19 protein-coding genes are annotated in these 17,821 nt (G+C 40.9%); 7 read left to right on the top strand and 12 right to left on the bottom strand.

The genetic code is table 11. From position 1 onward, the window contains the following. Window positions 1–139: 139 nt before the first annotated feature. The 10 genes from I6N95_RS19595 to I6N95_RS19555 all read right to left on the bottom strand — a co-directional run bounded on the left by I6N95_RS19595 (window position 140) and on the right by I6N95_RS19555 (window position 7,897). On the bottom strand, window positions 140–1,531 hold the full coding sequence (locus I6N95_RS19595) for an oxaloacetate decarboxylase subunit alpha (RefSeq protein WP_209531043.1): 1,392 nt from the start codon (window positions 1,529–1,531) through the stop codon (window positions 140–142). Continuing rightward, complete coding sequence (citX, locus tag I6N95_RS19590; protein ID WP_245249733.1) at window positions 1,528–2,073, bottom strand: citrate lyase holo-[acyl-carrier protein] synthase; 546 nt, start codon at window positions 2,071–2,073, stop codon at window positions 1,528–1,530. The genes I6N95_RS19595 and citX overlap by 4 nt, the downstream gene beginning before the upstream one ends. Beyond that, window positions 2,066–3,595, bottom strand: coding sequence for a citrate lyase subunit alpha (gene citF / locus I6N95_RS19585; protein WP_209531041.1), 1,530 nt, complete (start codon window positions 3,593–3,595; stop codon window positions 2,066–2,068). Before citF ends, citX begins: the two co-directional genes overlap by 8 nt. Continuing rightward, window positions 3,596–4,483 (bottom strand): citrate (pro-3S)-lyase subunit beta, encoded by an 888-nt coding sequence (gene citE / locus I6N95_RS19580; protein ID WP_209531040.1) that lies wholly within the window; start codon window positions 4,481–4,483, stop codon window positions 3,596–3,598. After that, window positions 4,471–4,782 carry a citrate lyase acyl carrier protein gene (citD, locus tag I6N95_RS19575; protein WP_209531039.1) on the bottom strand — a complete coding sequence of 104 codons (312 nt, stop codon included), beginning with the start codon at window positions 4,780–4,782 and terminating at the stop codon, window positions 4,471–4,473. Before citD ends, citE begins: the two co-directional genes overlap by 13 nt. Beyond that, entirely contained in the window at window positions 4,772–5,785 is a 1,014-nt protein-coding gene (gene citC, locus I6N95_RS19570; protein ID WP_209531167.1) for a [citrate (pro-3S)-lyase] ligase, read from the bottom strand. Before citC ends, citD begins: the two co-directional genes overlap by 11 nt. 92 nt (window positions 5,786–5,877) lie before the next feature. Then, window positions 5,878–6,003, bottom strand: a complete 126-nt coding sequence (locus I6N95_RS27520; RefSeq protein ID WP_283809000.1) for an OadG-related small transporter subunit — start codon at window positions 6,001–6,003, stop codon at window positions 5,878–5,880. Window positions 6,004–6,037: 34 nt separating this feature from the next. After that, complete coding sequence (locus I6N95_RS19565; protein ID WP_209531038.1) at window positions 6,038–7,159, bottom strand: sodium ion-translocating decarboxylase subunit beta; 1,122 nt, start codon at window positions 7,157–7,159, stop codon at window positions 6,038–6,040. Between the two features lie 29 nt (window positions 7,160–7,188). Further along, window positions 7,189–7,578, bottom strand: a complete 390-nt coding sequence (locus I6N95_RS19560; protein WP_209531037.1) for an acetyl-CoA carboxylase biotin carboxyl carrier protein subunit — start codon at window positions 7,576–7,578, stop codon at window positions 7,189–7,191. Further along, window positions 7,562–7,897 carry a hypothetical protein gene (locus I6N95_RS19555; protein ID WP_209531036.1) on the bottom strand — a complete coding sequence of 112 codons (336 nt, stop codon included), beginning with the start codon at window positions 7,895–7,897 and terminating at the stop codon, window positions 7,562–7,564. Before I6N95_RS19555 ends, I6N95_RS19560 begins: the two co-directional genes overlap by 17 nt. Before the next feature lie 550 nt (window positions 7,898–8,447). Here I6N95_RS19555 and I6N95_RS19550 point away from each other — a divergent pair. From I6N95_RS19550 to citG, 3 genes are read left to right on the top strand one after another with little or no spacing between them, the layout of a single operon-like run. After that, on the top strand, window positions 8,448–9,791 hold the full coding sequence (locus I6N95_RS19550) for a CitMHS family transporter (RefSeq protein WP_209531035.1): 1,344 nt from the start codon (window positions 8,448–8,450) through the stop codon (window positions 9,789–9,791). Window positions 9,792–9,825: 34 nt separating this feature from the next. After that, window positions 9,826–10,530 carry a GntR family transcriptional regulator gene (locus I6N95_RS19545; RefSeq protein ID WP_209531034.1) on the top strand — a complete coding sequence of 235 codons (705 nt, stop codon included), beginning with the start codon at window positions 9,826–9,828 and terminating at the stop codon, window positions 10,528–10,530. Next, complete coding sequence (gene citG / locus I6N95_RS19540) at window positions 10,514–11,377, top strand: triphosphoribosyl-dephospho-CoA synthase CitG (protein WP_209531033.1); 864 nt, start codon at window positions 10,514–10,516, stop codon at window positions 11,375–11,377. Before I6N95_RS19545 ends, citG begins: the two co-directional genes overlap by 17 nt. A 40-nt stretch (window positions 11,378–11,417) precedes the next feature. Here the strand turns inward: citG and I6N95_RS19535 are convergent, their stop codons facing one another. Continuing rightward, window positions 11,418–12,140 (bottom strand): response regulator transcription factor, encoded by a 723-nt coding sequence (locus I6N95_RS19535; RefSeq protein WP_209531032.1) that lies wholly within the window; start codon window positions 12,138–12,140, stop codon window positions 11,418–11,420. Between the two features lie 157 nt (window positions 12,141–12,297). On the opposite strand from I6N95_RS19535, the gene I6N95_RS19530 reads away from it, so the two are divergent. Beyond that, window positions 12,298–14,121 (top strand): sensor histidine kinase, encoded by a 1,824-nt coding sequence (locus I6N95_RS19530; protein WP_209531031.1) that lies wholly within the window; start codon window positions 12,298–12,300, stop codon window positions 14,119–14,121. A gap of 54 nt (window positions 14,122–14,175) precedes the next feature. Here the strand turns inward: I6N95_RS19530 and I6N95_RS19525 are convergent, their stop codons facing one another. Further along, window positions 14,176–14,943 (bottom strand): SDR family NAD(P)-dependent oxidoreductase, encoded by a 768-nt coding sequence (locus I6N95_RS19525; protein ID WP_209531030.1) that lies wholly within the window; start codon window positions 14,941–14,943, stop codon window positions 14,176–14,178. A 307-nt stretch (window positions 14,944–15,250) separates the two neighbouring features. Here I6N95_RS19525 and I6N95_RS19520 point away from each other — a divergent pair, with 307 nt between their 5' ends. From I6N95_RS19520 to I6N95_RS19510, 3 genes are all read left to right on the top strand, one after another. Continuing rightward, complete coding sequence (locus I6N95_RS19520; protein ID WP_209531029.1) at window positions 15,251–15,595, top strand: antibiotic biosynthesis monooxygenase; 345 nt, start codon at window positions 15,251–15,253, stop codon at window positions 15,593–15,595. Between the two features lie 203 nt (window positions 15,596–15,798). After that, window positions 15,799–15,993: a helix-hairpin-helix domain-containing protein gene (locus I6N95_RS19515; RefSeq protein ID WP_245249731.1), complete on the top strand. Its 195-nt coding sequence runs from the start codon at window positions 15,799–15,801 to the stop codon at window positions 15,991–15,993. 28 nt (window positions 15,994–16,021) lie between these two features. Beyond that, window positions 16,022–17,716, top strand: coding sequence for a YfhO family protein (locus I6N95_RS19510; RefSeq protein WP_209531028.1), 1,695 nt, complete (start codon window positions 16,022–16,024; stop codon window positions 17,714–17,716). The last annotated feature ends 105 nt before the right edge of the window (window positions 17,717–17,821 follow it).

Raw genomic sequence — 17,821 nt, 5'->3', positions numbered from 1 at the left:
AAATCTTAAACAAACTAAAATCCCTTAAGCATGCTTAAGGGATTTTTACTTTCTCGATAAACCTGCGAGTCTCATCACAAATTTACATTAGGAGGAAAGTCTTCCAAATGATTAAGTTACCAGCACGATAACCTGTCATTTAGATCTCTATAGTAACCTTCACTTGTTGTTCCACAACATCGTAGAAGGGGTCTTCGCGTCGTCCTAAAAAATCTTTTCCTTGTTGAGGAAATAGACCGTAAGAGAGCACATCTTCGATTGACTTAGCATAAGGTTGACTTTCTTTTTCAAAATCAGACAACCCTGGTGCCAAATAATCCGCCGGCCGCTCCGTCATGATTGGTTCGTCCCCAATAATCAACTGTTTGATCGCATGAGAAATGGCCACTGGCGGTTTTCCATACTGCCCCTTAACATACTCCTTAATTTCAGTCGGGATTAATTTGTAACGCTCACCGCTGATAATATTCATCACTGCTTGCGTACCAACCATCTGCGATAAGGGAGTTACTAAAGGGGGATAACCTAAATCAGCCCGCACTCGAGGAACTTCTTGTAAGACTTGTTCATAGTTATCTGCCAGCCCTTGTTCTGTCAACTGACTCAGTAAATTTGACAACATGCCGCCAGGCACCTGATACAACAATGTTTTTGGTTCCGTGTCTTTAACTTTCGGATTTAATAACGCTTCATAACGAAATTTATCCCGAATCGGGTTAAAATAATCGGCAATGGTTTCCAGTGTTTTAAGGTTCAACTGAGTGTCATAGCCTAATGTTTCTAGAGCAAGAGCCATCGATTCCGTGGCAGGTTGACTAGTGCCACCCGAAAAACTTGAGATAGCTGTATCAATGATATCAGCACCGGCTTCCACGGCTTTCAGATAGGTCATCTCAGCAATGCCACTAGTGGCATGAGTATGAACCTCCAACGGTAATTTAAGGGATTGCTTAATAGCTGAAACTAACTGAAAGGCATCTTCTGGTGTTAAAATGCCCGCCATGTCTTTGATGCAAATTGAGTCAGCTCCCATCTCCGCTAATTCTTTTGCCAGGTCGACAAAATAACTGATTGTGTGACACTCACTGGTCGTATAGGATATGGCTGCTTGGCAGTGACCACCATATTTTTTGGTGGCTTTCATCGCCGTGGCCAAATTTCGCGTGTCGTTTAACGCATCAAAAATTCGAATAATATCGATGCCGTTTTCAATCGCTTGTTTAACAAACTCTTCAACCACATCATCAGGATAATTTTTGTAACCCAATAAATTTTGTCCACGTAACAGCATTTGTAGTTTGCTTTTTTTAACGACTTTGCGAATCGCCCTCAACCGTTCCCAAGGGTCTTCATTTAGAAAACGTAGACAGGCATCAAAGGTAGCACCTCCCCACATTTCAATGGCGTAATACCCCGCCTGGTCCATCTCTTCCAAAATTGGCAACATATCACTTGTTGGCATGCGAGTAGCAATTTGACTCTGTTGCCCATCACGTAAGACTGTTTCGGTAAACCTAATTGTTTTTGTCATTCCTGCTGTCCTTTCTCGATTAATTGGCAAATTGCCTCTTGCATCTCACTAACCGGATGCTGGCGCTTGCGACTGCATACCTTCGCATCTTCATCACAGAGAAAACACCGACGGGGTGATAAGCCTAACAGTTTTCGATTAATTTGCTTGAGAGTCTGACTTCCCTCATTCCGCACTAAGACATCTAGATCCACTAAACGACCATAAGGATGCCTTTCTTCAATCTCTACAAGCTTGCGTTTAACCTCAAAAGGCTCCTGATCAAGTAGCAGATAATATTCTGGTCCTGTTCGAATATCCAAAAGGCTTAAGACTTGCGCTTCTTCCTTTGGAAAAAAAAGATTCAGTTCGGCCACCACCTCTGCTGCTATCGCCTGAATGCCTGGACTATTTTTGACTGGTCCAGGTATATTTAATGTCATCGATAATAAGCATTTCCCCCCCTGTTTCAATAGATATGCTTGTCGGTCAGCACGGGTCTCTCTAGCTTCAAGCATTCCTTTAAGGTGAATGCTTGGTCCTGAAAAAAGGGCATTAGACATTGCGCACCACATCAATCATCGTGCCATCACGGTACTCGATTACGGCCACAACTTGTTCACCGTACTCAATCGCTTCAGGGATTCCGACAATACCATAAGCTTTTTCTTGCAACTCTTTAATGGTGTACTGAGGCACATCTAGTTCCTTAAAATGAGCGATAAGATCTGACCGTAAAGGATTGATGGCAATCCCCAGCTCAGTGACAAGGACATCAACACTACTGCCAGGAGTGACCACTGTATTGACTGCTTCAACCACTGTGGGAATCCGTCCACGAATCAGTGGGGCGATCACCAAACTCATTTTACACGCCGCACTCGTATCAGAGTGACCGCCAGAAGCTCCTCTAATAACACCATCTGAGCCTGTCAATACGTTGACATTATAGTCCGTGTCGATTTCCAACGCTGATAAAATCGCCGTGTCCAACTGATTAATAACTGCTCCTTTGCTTAAAGGCGAGGCGTACATATTCGCATCGATTTCATAGTGGGCCTCATTGGCACCTAAGGAAACTGCCGCCGGATGGTCAAAATCCTGAACATCGATAATCCGTTCAACCAAGCCTTCTTTTAACAACTCCACCATGGCATTAGTAATACCTCCTAAAGCAAAACTAGCTGTAATCCCGTCTTTTATCATGCTCTCTTTGAGAAAGCGAGTCACGGCCAACGCCGCCCCACCAGTTCCTGTTTGAAAAGAAAAACCATTTTGATAATAAGGGGAATGTGTGATGACTTTCGCTGCATAGTCAGCAATTAATAGCTCTTTCGGATTGTTAGTAAAACGAGTTGCCCCTTTAGCAATCCCAGTCGGATCTCCAATCGCCTCAACTTCAACGATAAAATCAACGTCCGTCTGAGGAATGCTGATCGGTGTATTGGGATAAGGAACTAAGCTATCAGTAATCGCTACGACTTGATCCGCATACTTAGCGTCGATCATGGCATACCCTAATGACCCGCAGGTTGCTTTGCCAACTGTGCCATTTAGATTGCCATAACAATCAGAGCTAGGGGCTCCCAAAAAAGCCACGTCAATTTTAATATCACCTGTGGCGATGGCTCGGGCACGACCACCATGAGAGCGAATCACGACGGGGTGTTTCATAATCCCACTGGAAATAGCCGCTCCTACCTTGTCCCGCAAACCACTTGACGTAATCTGAGTCACTACCCCATTTTTAATGTGTTCAATCAAAGGTTCATGGACATTGGCAATTGAGCTCGGAGCAATTGACAAATCTTTAATCCCCATCTCAGCAATTTGGTCTAACACCATGTTCATCACAAAATCCCCTTCTCGAAAGTGATGATGGAAAGAGATGGTCATGCCATCCTCTAAACCAGTTTTTTCGATAGCCTCTCTTAAACTCCCAAGCAGTTTTTGATCGCGGGGTTTGACTGGTCGGATATGTCGAGCCCTTTCTTGATACTCTCTGATCATGGCTAACTCCCCGGCAAAGCCACCATGATTGCCACTATGCTCTTCCGGAATTTCTCGGCCTAAACTATTTTTCATCTAAACGTCCTCCTCAGAAATTAACTTCGCCGCCTTGGCTAAAGCGATCACTCGCTCTGCGCGCTCCACAATTGGCTTGTCCACCATTTTGCCATCGACGGCAATCACACCGGCTCCTTTGGCCTCCGCTTCCTGAATCGCCCAAATCACTTCCTTGGCCTGTTGAATTTCTTTAGCTGTTGGTTCATAAATTTGATTGACTAGCGGAATTTGACGTGGGTTAATGACCGACTTGCCATCAAAGCCTAATTGCTTAATTAAACGAACCTCGGCCTGAAAACCGGCTGTGTTCTCAACATCAGCATAAACCGTATCCACCGCAGCAATCCCCGCTGCCCGGGCGGCATGTAAAATGGTACTGCGAGCAAAAAATAATTCCTGACCATCTGGAAAACGTCTAGTCTTCATATTGGTCACGTAATCCTCGGCACCTAAGGCAATTCCAATTAAACGATCGCTGGCTTTGGCAATTTCTCGGGCATTCAAGACCCCTTCTGCCGATTCAATGGCGGCCATCATCTTAACCGTTCCCAAAGGAATGCCGTACTTGACTTCCATCTCACCAATAATCGCTTCCACCGCGATTATATCTTGTGCCGTTTCGGTTTTTGGCAAACGAATCACGTTAACGCCAGCGATGACCATCGCCTCGATATCCTCATGACCAACCGTATCCAGTCCATTTATTCGCACGACTGTTTCAACTGCAGTATAATCAAATGTTTTTAATGCCTGATACACGAGAACCCGAGCCGTATCCTTTTCTTTTAAAGACACAGCGTCTTCCAAATCAAACATAATGGCGTCCGCTCCATATAGAGGGGCGTCCCTAAGCATCGCAGCATTAGCCCCCGGGACAAACATCATCGTTCGTCTTAATTGTTCCATGAATGAATCACCTGCCAATCTAGTTTTCCATTTGTCCCAGCAGCTCGATAAGCCACAGCCAATGTCCGAGCTTCGATCGTACAATCTAATGCCCCTTTATCAATGGCGGTCACTTTAGCAGAGCTGATCCCAATCTTCTCCAAAGTTTCCTTGATCAACTGACGGATTTGTTGGCCAAACTGCTTTTCGACATTACTATCTAACTCGATTATAATCTCTTCTTGATCATGAATAGCCAATGAGATTAAAATATCGCTGGATTCTGTTGTACCAGCTGATGCAAATTGCTTAATTTCCAAAATAAGACACCTCATTCTTTTTTTGATGTTTGACAATTTCTTGATAAGTGATCGAAGGGACTATCTGCTTAATATAAGCTAAATCATTAGCTTTCATCAGCCGTCTAACAAGTGAGGCGCTGATGACTTCTTCCCCATATCGTTGTCTGGGCAAGACTTGCAAGTGAATGTTTGGAGCAAAAACGGCCTTCATCGCATCATTGTAAATAGCTGTTACCGGTGAAAATGGTTCTTCTCCTACATAGCGGCGACGGATATCCAAAAAGGACGCTATCCGTTCTTTAAACAAACTGGCATCCATTAACGCCTGACTTCTGGCAAGAGCTGTGGGCGTTCGATCCTTTAAAAAATAAGAAGGAAAGGTCGCACTTGAGACACTATAATCACGTGTTGGTAGAACCACCACATTCGAGAGATACTTGACCCCTTCTTTCACTAAACGCAATCGGGTAGTCGCTTTAAACAAGGAGCGATCCTCAGACACGACAAAGACATAAACGGTCTCGTTCTCTTTGGCTGCCTCTGTCACTAAATACAGATGACCATTCGTAAAGGGATTCGCATTCATGACAATCGCAGCATTTTTCTGGGTAGGCTGTTTATATCTCCCTAGTTCTTTTAAATAATCAAAAAAGTCAGGGGCTCCTTGTTCCATAAATACCAACTCCGGAGTGCGAACTATTTCATTAAACCCCAGCCCTTTAAACTGCCGAATCATCTCAGGCTTGGTATAAACAAAATAATGAGCCCCGCCCTCCTCGGAGACTTTTTCTCGCAATCGATCAACAACTTTCGTTAACAAATTCTCCTGTTGGTACTCTGGCGCAATAGCTAGACACTTTAGAATATTGAAAAAAAGCGAGCCTGTTGCAATTAGTTGATTATCCTGATAGATGCCAATTGTATAATCTACTTCTTCATCGTGGGCAAGACCAACTTCCTCCAATAGAGAACACCATGATCGGCGGGCCTCCAGGTCTCGATCTAACCACAGTCGTTTAATTATCACCTTGTCTCACTTCCTTTTAACAAAACCCTGCCGACAATCAGTACGACCTCTCAAATTGCCGGAATAACACTGTTTCAACACAAGCTTTATTTAGCCGGAAACAGCTTAATCAATAATTGTGAAATCAGATATAGTAAAAACAACACAAGAAAAACGCCACCCATGCCGAACAACATTAACTCCACAGCAATTTTTAATGCTTCAGTATTCATTTTGATGCTCTCCTTTCGGTTACTAACCTTTTTTTTATGAGAAAAATGCCAGCAATAAGCCACCTGCAATAACCGACGCTATTTGGCCAGAAACATTCGCGCCGACTGCGTACATCAACACAAAATTTTGCGGGTCTTCATCTGTTGCCATTTTTTGAATCACTCGACTGGACATGGGAAAGGCTGAGATTCCCGCTGCACCAATCATCGGATTGATTTTCTCTTTGCGGAATACATTCAAAAGTTTAGCAAAAAGCACCCCACCAACCGAATCCATAATAAACGCTACCAAACCAAAGGCAATAATCAGCAAGGTTTGCACATTTAGGAAGAGTTCTGCTTGCATTTTAATGGAAATCGTCAACCCCAATAAAATAGACACGATATTAACTAACTCGTTTTGAGCAGTATTAGAGAGTCGATCTAATACGCCACATTCCCTCAATAAATTACCAAACATTAAGAAACCCACTAAAGGCAAGGAGATTGGCGCAATAAAGCCTGCCACTACCGTTATGGCAATGGGAAAAATAATCTTGGTTAATCTTGAGACGCTATCCGCTTTATACGTCATGCGAATGCCCCGTTCTTTCTTCGTAGTGACGGCTTTAATGGCAATCGGTTGAATAATCGGTACTAAAGCCATATATGAATAAGCGGCAACGGTAATTGGCCCTAATAAGGTGGGCGCCAATTGATTCGAAACAAAAATTGAAGTAGGGCCATCAGCTGCACCAATAATCCCAATGGAAGCGGCTTGTTCTATATCAAAACCAAAGAGTACAGCAACAATCACCGTAAAGAAAATCCCAAATTGAGCGGCCGCTCCGAAAAGTAGCATAAAGGGATTTTGTAACAATGGGCCAAAATCAATCATAGCGCCAATCCCAATAAAGATGAGTAAGGGAAATAATTCCGTTGCAATCCCTGCATTAAATAGCACATCAAAGACCCCTTCTGTTTCTGAGCCATTAACTATTTGTGTGAGCACACCTGAACCGGGAAAATTCACTAAAATCGTTCCCAAACCCATCGGAACCAAAAGGGTCGGTTCATATTCCTTTTTGATGCCAAGATACATCAGTAGACAACCGATCCCCATCATAATAATTTGTCCAATTGTAATGGACGTGATACCTTGAATTAATGTTTCCACAGTTTTTCTCCTCCAACTTTTTCTTTTTGTTAGGCAATTGTAATAAGCTCATCTCCAGCATTAACAACTGAGCCCAACAAGGTGTGAATCCCTGCCACCTTACCGTTTTTCGTTGCAACGACTTGATTTTCCATCTTCATCGCTTCTAAAATCATTAAAGGCTGATTCTCTTGAACCTCATCGCCGACATTCACTAAAATTTTGATAATTGTGCCAGGCATTGGTGAAGTCATTGCTTCCCCTTCTACGTCCGTGCTACTCACTGGTACGATTTCGGTTGTTGGTGCCACTTCAACTGGTACTGATGTGGCAACTGGTGCAGCAACCGGGCTTACAACAGATCCCGAAACGCCACCTACTTCTTCCATTTCTACTAAATAAGCTTTTCCATCAATTGAAATCTTAAACTTGCGCAACATCATGACTTCCTCCTAGTTTTTCCTCTTTAATTGACGTAACCCTAAAGACGCTTTCAGGCTGATCACCTGTTGCCAAGCTGGTCGCAATCACAGCCACCAACTGAACTTCAGGATTTCTCTTTAACAATCGCTTTACAACAAAGTGGCTAGTGGGATTATCTCCTGCAGCAATCCCCGTCCCAATCAGAGACACTAGTTGCTGCTCACTCTTGTCAGCGGGTATATAAGGAGCAACCTCTTGCCACTTGCTCTGAACAGGTTCCTCTAACCGATGAGTGATCCTCTCCTTTTCGCCAAACAAGCGTTTAAATAGCCCCATAAACTCACATCCTTTCTGCTTGATAATTTCATTATAGGTAAATTGTCTTTGAATAAAACCAAAACCGCTATGATAAATTGTTCTTTCACTGTTCCTTTTTTTTATCCAGTCATAAAAACAGCTAAAACCCTTGATATACAAGAGTTTTAACTGATTTAACCTTTTATTAACCTTTTATTGACTTCTCTTTAAGAAAGCGGTAACAAGATTGTTCTTTTGCTGTTCTTTTTCCCTTTTCCCTCTATTCTTCCCTTTTTTTATCAGCTAAACTAATCCTTGCTTAAGCAAATAAATTGATTCATTACTAATTCACGTGAACGTTTTATCAAGTTTCTGCAACACCTTTTTACAACGGATCTTATGTACTACTGACTTGCCTCTGCTTTTTAGCTACTTACCTAGTGAAGTGACGGCAGTCAACACCCACGTATCACGGAGAACCGATATTCTTAATAAGTTAGCGTGATTGTCTCTGATCTCTAGCGAACTCTTTCATAAGAATACGGCCCCTTAGAAACAACCGTTATCGGATGACAAAGGAGAGAAAAAGATGTTATTAACCGTTCTATCGTATGCCATGATTATTATCTTTATGATAGTTATCATGAAGAAAAAAATGTCGCCTTTTACAGCTTTAGTTTTAGTCCCTCTGTTTTTCGCGTTATCAGCGATTTTGTTAGGTGTTTCTAACAAAGGAACTTTAGGAGATTTTGTGATGGAGGGGATTAAGACAACCTCCAATACTGGGATTATGTTACTCTTTGCGATTCTCTACTTTTCAATCATGTTAGATGCAGGTCTTTTTGATCCCATCACGAAAAAAATGATTTACTTAGCCAAAGGTGATCCCATGAAAGTGCTAATCGCCACGGCCGTTGTAGCGGCAGCTGTTTCGTTAAACGGTGATGGTACGACTACAACCTTGATTTGTTGTTCAGCTTTTATTCCTATTTATAAAAAACTGGATATGAAATTAATGAACCTTGGTGTTTTGGTTATTTTACAAAATACCATCATGAACTTACTTCCTTGGGGCGGACCAACCGCTCGAGCCATGAGCGTACTAAACGTTGGTGCCGAAATTCTGGCTTATCTAGTTCCTGGGATGATCGCTGCGTTAGCGTATGTCATCTTGATTGTCGCTCCCTCAATGGGACGTAAAGAACGAGCACGGTTAGGTATTAAAACCCTTTCCGATGCCGAGTTAATTGCGATGACAACGGTTACTGACGAAGAACTTTTAGCTGTTCGCCGTCCTAAAAAATGGGCTTTTAATGCCGTGTTAACCATATTATTATTAACCTTGCTTATTACTGATTCATTTGTTGGTCTTGGTTTGCCACCTTTGTTCCTCTTTTTAACAGGGACAGTTATTGCGTTAATGGTCAATTATCCTAACCTCAAAGATCAGTCTGCTCGCATAGGCGCCAATGGCGGTGATGCTGTTCAAGTTGTCATCCTCGTCTTTGCTGCCGGTGTCTTTATGGGCCTATTCCAAGGGACCGGGATGGCTGATGCCTTAGCTCAGAGCTTTACTAAGATTATTCCCAATCAGTTAGCTGGTTTCTGGGGATTAGTCATTGCGCTCATTTCTGCCCCTGGAACCTTCTTTATTTCCAATGATGGTTTCTATTTCGGTGTTTTACCTGTTTTAGCTGAAGCTGGCCGCTCTTACGGTTTTACCGACATGCAAATGGCACTCGCTTCATTAATGGGACAAGCTTTCCATTTACTTAGCCCCTTAGTAGCTTTCATTTACTTATTATTACGCTTAACAGGATTAGACATGGGAAAATGGCAAAAAGAATCAGCTAAATGGGCCTTGGGAATATTCATCATCTTTATTGTGGCGATTATTCTAACTGGTCATATGCCTTTATACATCCCTCAATAAACCAAATCAACTATTAACTTAAAGGAGCCTTATCATGTCAACCGTAACAGAAAATGTCGCTAAAAATCTTGATTTAACCCGTAATGAACCTTTAAAATCGCTTGTTTACCAAGCCTTTCGTAAAACTATCATCTTAGGGGAAATTCCTGCTGGTGTAAGGATTAATGAAAAAGAATTTGCCGAGGAGATGAATATTAGTCGAACGCCAATTCGCCATGCTATGCAAACCTTAGTTTCAGAAAATTTAGTGGCCTATCAACCAGGTATTGGAAATATTGTTAAGGGAATTAATGTCGCCGATGCTCATGAGATCTATGACATACGTAAAGCTTTGGATATTTTAGCAACAACGACTGCTATGAAAAAAATGACACCTGAAGACTTTGAGGAACTCCGAACGTTATTAGAAGACACCCACCAATTAAATGAAGAAGGAGACGTTGATTTAGTTTTGCGGAAGTTTTCTGACTTTAATCAGTTTATCTATCAAAAAAGTCAGATGTTACGCTTGGAATCGATTGTCACAAAGTTACGCGATTACTTGGTTTATTTTCGTGATATCGCCATTAAAGACAAAGAGCGCCGAGATCGCGCCCTCCATGAACACTGGTTGATCTATCAGGGAATGACCAATCAAAACAAAGAACAAATTGAGTTGATTATTCACGAACATTTAGATACATCTTTATCCTTTATCATCAAAGAAATGGAGCAGTATTTAAATGACACAACTCATTAATCAAATCAGTCAATATGCCCAACAAGCCCTTCTTCACGAGGCCGCCCTTTTTCCTAAGCCGGGACTGGTCGACCCCCTCAGTAATGGGGCTCACGATGATATGAGCTTTCTCACATTCATCGACAGTAGTATTGCCTTAAGTCCCTTTTTGAGCGACTATCTAGCCCTTGGCCACACTCATCAAGGAACACCCCAAGAGCTTTTCGCCAAAATAAGGCGACAAGGAATTCTTGCAGAAGAGGCGATGTTACAAGTCACAGCTGGTATCAATACACATAAAGGTGCCAATTTCTCTTTTGCCCTAATCCTAGGAGCAATCGGTTACTATATTCAACAACAGCCAGACTTAAAATTGCCCTTCAAGACCAACGATACACTGGCTAACTTGATGTATGTAGCGCTGATGAGCGAAAATTTGATTCAAGCAGACTATGCGGATTTAGTTTTAAAAGAAGATTTAAGTGCTGGTGAGCGACTTTATCTAGAACACGGCTTTACCGGGATTAGAGGAGAAGCAGCGGCCGGCTATCCGATGTTACGCAAAGTTGCCCTTCCCTTTCTAAGAAAGCAGCCAGCAGAAAAAAGAAGCTTCTTATTGACAATGTTACTTCTCATGGGCCAAGTAGAGGATTCAAATCTCATCCATCGAGGAGGAGTCAAAAGTTGGCTAGCCATTAAGGAGAACGCTAATCAGTTATATGTGAACTTAACTAACGCACCATTAGAGCAAATAGAAGATGCCTTGCGTCTCTTTGATCAACAATTGATTTCCCAACACGTAAGTCCTGGTGGAACTGCTGATTTACTGGCCTTAGCTTTATTTTTCAGCAAACTAGAAGGTCGTTAAGCAGTGCTTGGCCAAACATAAAAAGAGACGTTGATTAATCTTAATCAACGTCTCTTTGCTTCTCTGGATGAAAAGAGTAACCAATCCCCCAAACCGTCTGTAAATAATGAGGCTTCTTTGGGTCATCTTCAATTTTATTACGTAAATAATTAATGTAAACCACGATTAATTTTTGGTCCATGTCACCACTGCTCCATACATTAGCATAAATTTGTTCTTTACTAAACACCTGATAGGGATTTTCCATGAAAAACAACATCATCATAATTTCTTTCGAAGTCATGTTGATTATTTCTCCATCTTTGCTAAACTGATAGAGGTTCTTATCAAATTTAAACACACCATGGACCAAGATGGATTCACTTTGTTGATGATTAACAGCTAAAAATCTTTCCGTTCGATTTAAAATGCTTGTAACTTGTGCTTTTAAAACAATTGCTGAAAAAGGTTTTGTTAAGTATAAATCTCCCCCTGATTCCAATCCACTCACAATGTCAGCCTCTTCTTTTCTCCCGCTGATAAAGATGATTGGGGTTAGTGGCTGTCGTTCTCGAATCAGCTGTGCTAGCTGATAGCCATCATTTTCGTATTCCAAGCTCACATCTAGTAAGAACAACTGAAAATCAATTCGTTTCATCATATCCAATGCGTGATCAATAGTCTCGCTTTGATAGATTAAGACACCAGTTGCTTGTAACGCTTTCCAAATCAATCGACGAACAGCAGGGTCATCGTCAACTACTAGAATTTTTTCGTTTCTCACCACACACACCTCATAATTTTAATTATATTAACTATACAATAGCTGAATTAGCCCAAATTTACAACTCAATCTTGTTTCTCTCCTAAGTAAGTTGATAACAAGGACTACTTCCACATGTTGACCAGAATAAACCGATTCTATAAAGGAGCGCTCACTGTTGAAAAGAACCACAAAAGTTGTTAATGCCATGATTGCCGCTACGACAATCTTAATTATTATTTCTGTTTTTTTTGCTATTCGCGGCTTTTCCGTTATCCGCAATACCACCACAGCCAGTGGTCAAGATTTTCTATTACAGTCAACTCAATACGTTGCCAAGATTGTGCAATTATCCATGAAAAATCGGCATCAATCACTCAGTTATTTGACCATTAATGAAAACTGGACATCTATCGAGTCACCTATGACATTAATTGACAATCAAACGTCACTCGTCCCTTTTTTTAAGTCACTAAATGGTGAATCGGAGACACTAATTTATATCGATCGAGAGGGCACTCCCATGAACGCTATTTCTTGGGATTCGAAGACAAAAAGAATCGGAACAATTAACACAGAAAACATCATGCCCTACTTAGAAAAGGATCCCTCGTTAACCAAAATGATCGACTCACCAGCTGCCGAACAAAATAGCGATTCCTACTTTATCGAAAAACAAGCCTATTTAAATTTTTATCATGCCATCAATAACCGCGCTGGTGATGTTATTGGTTACTTGATAATGCCCCTAAAATTGACTGTTTTTTATCAAAACTTTATTCAGGATTTTGAGTTGGAATATAAAGGGTATCCCATGATTAAAGATCGTTCGATGACTGTTGTGATGCATCCAGTAGATGAGCAAATCGGCTTATCCATCATTGACGGGCGCAAAGAACTTTTCCCAACCCTCCATTATGAAGATTTACAGCGTCTAGAAAAGTATCAACTGGAGCATAATGAAGGCTCGCTGACCTATAAATCTTATTGGTGGGATGAAAAAACTCCTAGAGAAGCTGAAAAAATTGGCGCATTCGAATGGGTGGATGTCGGCATGGCCCACTGGGTCATTTCAATTAATGCCGATTACCGAGAACGTAATGATGAGATTATTAATTTTGTCATTGTCCTCTTTTGTATCTTATTATTGTTACTGTTACTCATTGCTATTTTCACCTTCTTCTTACGAAGTTTCCGTAAACAAGAAAAGATTGAAGAAGAAAATAAACACTTAATCGCCAAACATCAACGTCAAAAAGCTCAACACAAATTAGAGTGGCAATTATCACAACGCAATAAATTAGAAACAGTTGGACTCTTAACAACTTCCATTATTCATGATATGAATAACTTTCTAACTCCCATCATCGGAAATCTGGAACTGTTAATGCAAGAGTATCAAGATCAACCTATTTTACATGACGATCTTCATGAAGTCCTCCAATCAGCACAAAAAGGTGATAAATTATTATCAAATGTGATGCGTTTCTCAAGAGAATCTGACAGCATTCAAGAAGTGGTTGATATCTCATCCGCCATCACTGTGGCCGCTCACTTGATCAGTGGGATTATTCCTAAGAAAATCCCCTTAAAAATAAACGTTCAACAACAAATGGGGCTAGTTCCACTTGAAGAAATCGACCTACAGAACGTTATCTATAATTTGATTACCAATGCTTACCAAGCGGTCAAAACGAGTGTGCCTCATCCATGTATCTGGGTTACTGCAAAAAAAGTAACTGAAGGTCACCCCAACGGTCCCAATCGTAACTATGTGATTTTGGAAATTACCGATAATGGCCCTGGTGTACCGGCTGAGTTACAAAAACAAATCTATGAGCCCTTTTTTACAACTAAATCAGCTGACGAAGGAACGGGTCTGGGACTTTTTGCGGTGGCATCGATCGTGGCTAAATATGATTGGCAATTAGACTTACGCTCCTCTCCTCAAGATGGAACCACCTTTTCTATCCGAATGCCCCTGACTGATCTGACCTTATAAAAAAACAGCGCTAATCCATATTTTTAATGAATTAGCGCTATTTCGTACGCCCCGTTAAACTAAAGTCAAGCCGCCATCAACTACTAAGAATTGGCCATTAACATAACTTGAGGCATCTGATGAAAGAAAAAGAATCGGGCCATTCATTTCTTCTTCTGCTCCTGTTCTTCCCATAGGGTTTCTTTCATTATGTTTAGACATAAATTCTGCTGATTTAAACAGTGAACCTTCCGTCATTTCAGTTTTAAAAAAACCCGGACCGATGGCGTTAACCGTTATATTGTATTTGCCATAATAAGTTGCCATTGATTCTGTCAAACCAACAACCGCTTTTTTTGACGTATTATAAGACTGTCTGACAAATCCCGGCAGTTTATCAGAGATCAGGGCATTAATCGAAGAGATATTAATAATTTTACCGTACTGATTTTCTATCATATTCGGTAAAATATATTTACACATTAAAAAGATTCCTTTAAGGTTCACATCAAAGGACCAATCCCAGTCCGCTTCTGTCAGCTCAATCAGATCCCCTTTAACGGCAACACCAGCATTGTTTAACAAGATATCCACTCGTGGAAAGACAGTAAAAATTTGACCAGCGGCATCTTTGATGGCTTGGTGATCACTGACGTCACACTTTATCGAAACCGCTTGAACACCATAACTGGTTAGCTCTTTCTCCAGTGCTTGCAATCTTTCCAGGCGGCGGGCAAGTATTGCCACATTAGCACCTGCTTTTGCATAAGCAACTGCGGCTTGAGCACCGATACCACTGGATGCGCCTACTACTACCACATTTTTCCCTGATAAATTATACATGATTGTCCTCCATTCATTTATTAGTACTTACTCCTGTATTATAACACTTAATTGTGATGTTTTTCACTTCATTCATTAAATAGCGCTTTTTTTCATTGCCACGTTACAAATACAGCATTTTTTTCGGAAATAATTTATAATCACGTTCGAAGTAACTGTTACCTCATGACATTGAACTAACCATTACGCCCTCTTTAAACAAGAATGTGAATCAATAACTATTTTTGTTCTGTCTATTGAGCTTTTTCATTGTTCAAGTGATAAGTGAAAGTGTATAATAAATGAAATCAAAAAAGGAGGAGACGCGATGTTTATCGTTACCAATACGATTCGAACAGAAAAACCAGCGACAGCTAAGATCATTGAAAAATTTGCTGGTGGTCATGCCACTGCCAGTGTCACAAATATTAAGGGGTTTTTAGGATTTGAATTATGGCAAAAAGAGGCCGCTCTAGACTATGATGAAATAGTTGTTGTAAGCAAATGGGTTGAAAAAGCCGATCAAAAAGCTTGGCTAAAATCAGAAGGTTTTAAGAAAGCACATGGTCGAACAGATGAGACTCGTCACGAAAAACCAAAAACTATTGGCATTATTTCCAATGAAATTGAAGAATTTTACTCCGTGTTAACTCAAAATCCGATCGAAGAATAGAATGAATGGCCTCACCTAATTGTATCCGGTGAGGCCATTCATTTTCGCATTTTTCTCCTCTTTATAGACAGCCTCAAGCCATAGTTTTTAACTAAATTCCATTCACTCTCACTCTTTAATCAAAACTCATCAGTTTCCTCCTTCTTTTCTATTCTTCTTGTGCTTTTTTCGTTATAATGGTAATTAGAAAAGAGGTGTTGATTTTGACATTCGAACATTTTTTAACAACACTGTCTAAACCGGCTAATCGTGCACTCCAACATCATGGTATTGATTCATTTGAAAAACTGGCAGCTTTAACGGAAAAAGAAGTGTTGAACTTTCACGGTGTCGGACCTGCTTCGCTACCTCTACTCACTCATGGACTGGCTCAGGCCAACCTAAGCATCAAAAAATAATCAAGACTTTTATGCAAGGAGTGCCCATATGAAAACTAAACACACGACTGAAGCGCTCTGGCTATCAGCTTTTTTAATCCTGATTGCTGCCATTTCCATCATGCCCTTTGTCTTCGAAAACAGTATCCACAGTCAAGATGATCTGATTTTTCACAAAGAACGTCTTGAAAATTACTATTTAACTGTCAGGCAGTTGGACTTTTTCCCAAAAGTTTTCCCTACTATGGCAGGTGGTTATGGGTATGGTGCTGACATTTTTTATCCATCGCTATTTTTGTTGCCTTTTGCTTTATTTCGCTTAATAGGCTTTTCATTTGTGCAAGCCTATTATTTGTTTCAATTTTGTCTAAGTTTAGCTACTGGTATTTCCGCTTTCTATGTCTTTAAACAACTGACTACTCAGCGAGCAGCATATATCGGCACTTTGCTCTATACACTCTCAACCTATCGCCTGATTGATCAATTTGTGCGTGGGGCCTTAGGTGAAACGCTGGCGTTTATTTTCTTACCTCTTGTTTTATTAGGCGTCTATGAGGTTAGTGTTGGCAATCAGCAAAGATGGTGGTTTTTAGGCATCGGAATGAGTGGTATTTTAAGCAGTCACCTCATTACTGCTTTTTATACTGCTATCATTGTCATGATACTTTTCTTAGGGGCACTCATAAAAAATCAATTAGATATACGGGTTAGAATAACTGCCATGCTCAAAGCCATTTTACTTGGCGGCCTGTTAACGGCTTGGATAATCCTCCCAATGCTTGAACAGCTATCGGCCCTGTCATTTAATCTGACAAATGTTAGTCTAGGGCAAAACGCCTTGAATTATCAGTTAGGTCAACTATTAACCAATAGTATTAGCACTGTGACAGAGCCTTGGAACAACTTAAGCCCTAATATTGGCATCTGCCTAGTGATTGTTTTAGTGAGCGCTTTGATTACTTGGAAACAAACCAGACTGGCTACCAAATTGGTCACCTTGCTAGCACTTACCCTTTTTGCTCTGTCAACCAATCTATTTCCTTGGTCGCTGTTTAAGGATACTATTTTTGCAACGATTCAATTCCCTTGGCGTTTGCTCATCTTTGTCTCACTAGCTGCTAGCCTTTTAGCCTGCCAGTTAGTGATGGAACATCCTAAAGCCCAGCGACCTTCCTTTATCATGGTGATCACAGCTCTTGTTTTTATCATCACCCTTGGCTTTAACAGCAATGTTCTTCACCAAACGACTGTCATGGGATTTGCCCCTTTAACAAATGAGGATTATCTGACTCAACGACATGCTGATATCGGTTATGGACAAGAATACTTGGTTCAAGGAACTAACTATAACGAACTAAAGGAAGCTCCTCATAAATACATAACAGTTAACGGAAAACGTTGGCTCAATTTTGACCAACAAGTTATCCAACAAACATATAAAACCACGACCATTCAGCTACCTGTGAACGCTGTCTCTACAGGAGAAATGATTATTTCTGTGCCACTTTTTTATTATGTTGGCTATCAAGTCGTAACGGAACAAGGTGTCTTTCTGGAATCTTACAGTGAAAACGGACTGGTGACATTTATTTCGCCTGGAAATACGAACTCCTTTACCATTACCTACGAGCGTACACCCACTCAGCGACTAGCTTTGCTGCTCTCAAGCCTAACCTTGGTAGTCACTTGTATTTGGTTCCTCTCCTCTTACATAATCGAAAAAAAGAAAGAGGCTGACCCATAAGTCCTCAACATAAGCCAAAAGGCCAAAAATCTTTTTTAAGATTTTTGGCCTTTTTTGACGAAATAAATAGCACTTCCTTGTATAATTAAAGTACCTAATCAATAA

This window comes from Vagococcus allomyrinae (assembly GCF_017829975.1).
GTDB classification, from domain to species: Bacteria; Bacillota; Bacilli; order Lactobacillales; family Vagococcaceae; genus Vagococcus_D; species Vagococcus_D allomyrinae.
The sequence above is the reverse complement of the archived record's forward strand: the minus strand, read 5'-3'. Positions and strand labels throughout refer to the sequence as shown.

Coding starts and splice junctions, on each gene's coding strand:
- I6N95_RS19595 (WP_209531043.1), bottom strand. CDS start 1,531: ATGACAAAAACAATTAGGTTTACCGAAACAGTCTTACGTGATGGGCAA.
- I6N95_RS19550 (WP_209531035.1), top strand. CDS start 8,448: ATGTTATTAACCGTTCTATCGTATGCCATGATTATTATCTTTATGATA.
- citG (WP_209531033.1), top strand. CDS start 10,514: ATGACACAACTCATTAATCAAATCAGTCAATATGCCCAACAAGCCCTT.
- I6N95_RS19555 (WP_209531036.1), bottom strand. CDS start 7,897: ATGGGGCTATTTAAACGCTTGTTTGGCGAAAAGGAGAGGATCACTCAT.
- citF (WP_209531041.1), bottom strand. CDS start 3,595: ATGAAAAATAGTTTAGGCCGAGAAATTCCGGAAGAGCATAGTGGCAAT.
- I6N95_RS27520 (WP_283809000.1), bottom strand. CDS start 6,003: ATGAATACTGAAGCATTAAAAATTGCTGTGGAGTTAATGTTGTTCGGC.
- I6N95_RS19545 (WP_209531034.1), top strand. CDS start 9,826: ATGTCAACCGTAACAGAAAATGTCGCTAAAAATCTTGATTTAACCCGT.
- citX (WP_245249733.1), bottom strand. CDS start 2,073: ATGTCTAATGCCCTTTTTTCAGGACCAAGCATTCACCTTAAAGGAATG.
- I6N95_RS19560 (WP_209531037.1), bottom strand. CDS start 7,578: ATGTTGCGCAAGTTTAAGATTTCAATTGATGGAAAAGCTTATTTAGTA.
- I6N95_RS19525 (WP_209531030.1), bottom strand. CDS start 14,943: ATGTATAATTTATCAGGGAAAAATGTGGTAGTAGTAGGCGCATCCAGT.
- I6N95_RS19510 (WP_209531028.1), top strand. CDS start 16,022: ATGAAAACTAAACACACGACTGAAGCGCTCTGGCTATCAGCTTTTTTA.
- citE (WP_209531040.1), bottom strand. CDS start 4,483: ATGGAACAATTAAGACGAACGATGATGTTTGTCCCGGGGGCTAATGCT.
- I6N95_RS19520 (WP_209531029.1), top strand. CDS start 15,251: ATGTTTATCGTTACCAATACGATTCGAACAGAAAAACCAGCGACAGCT.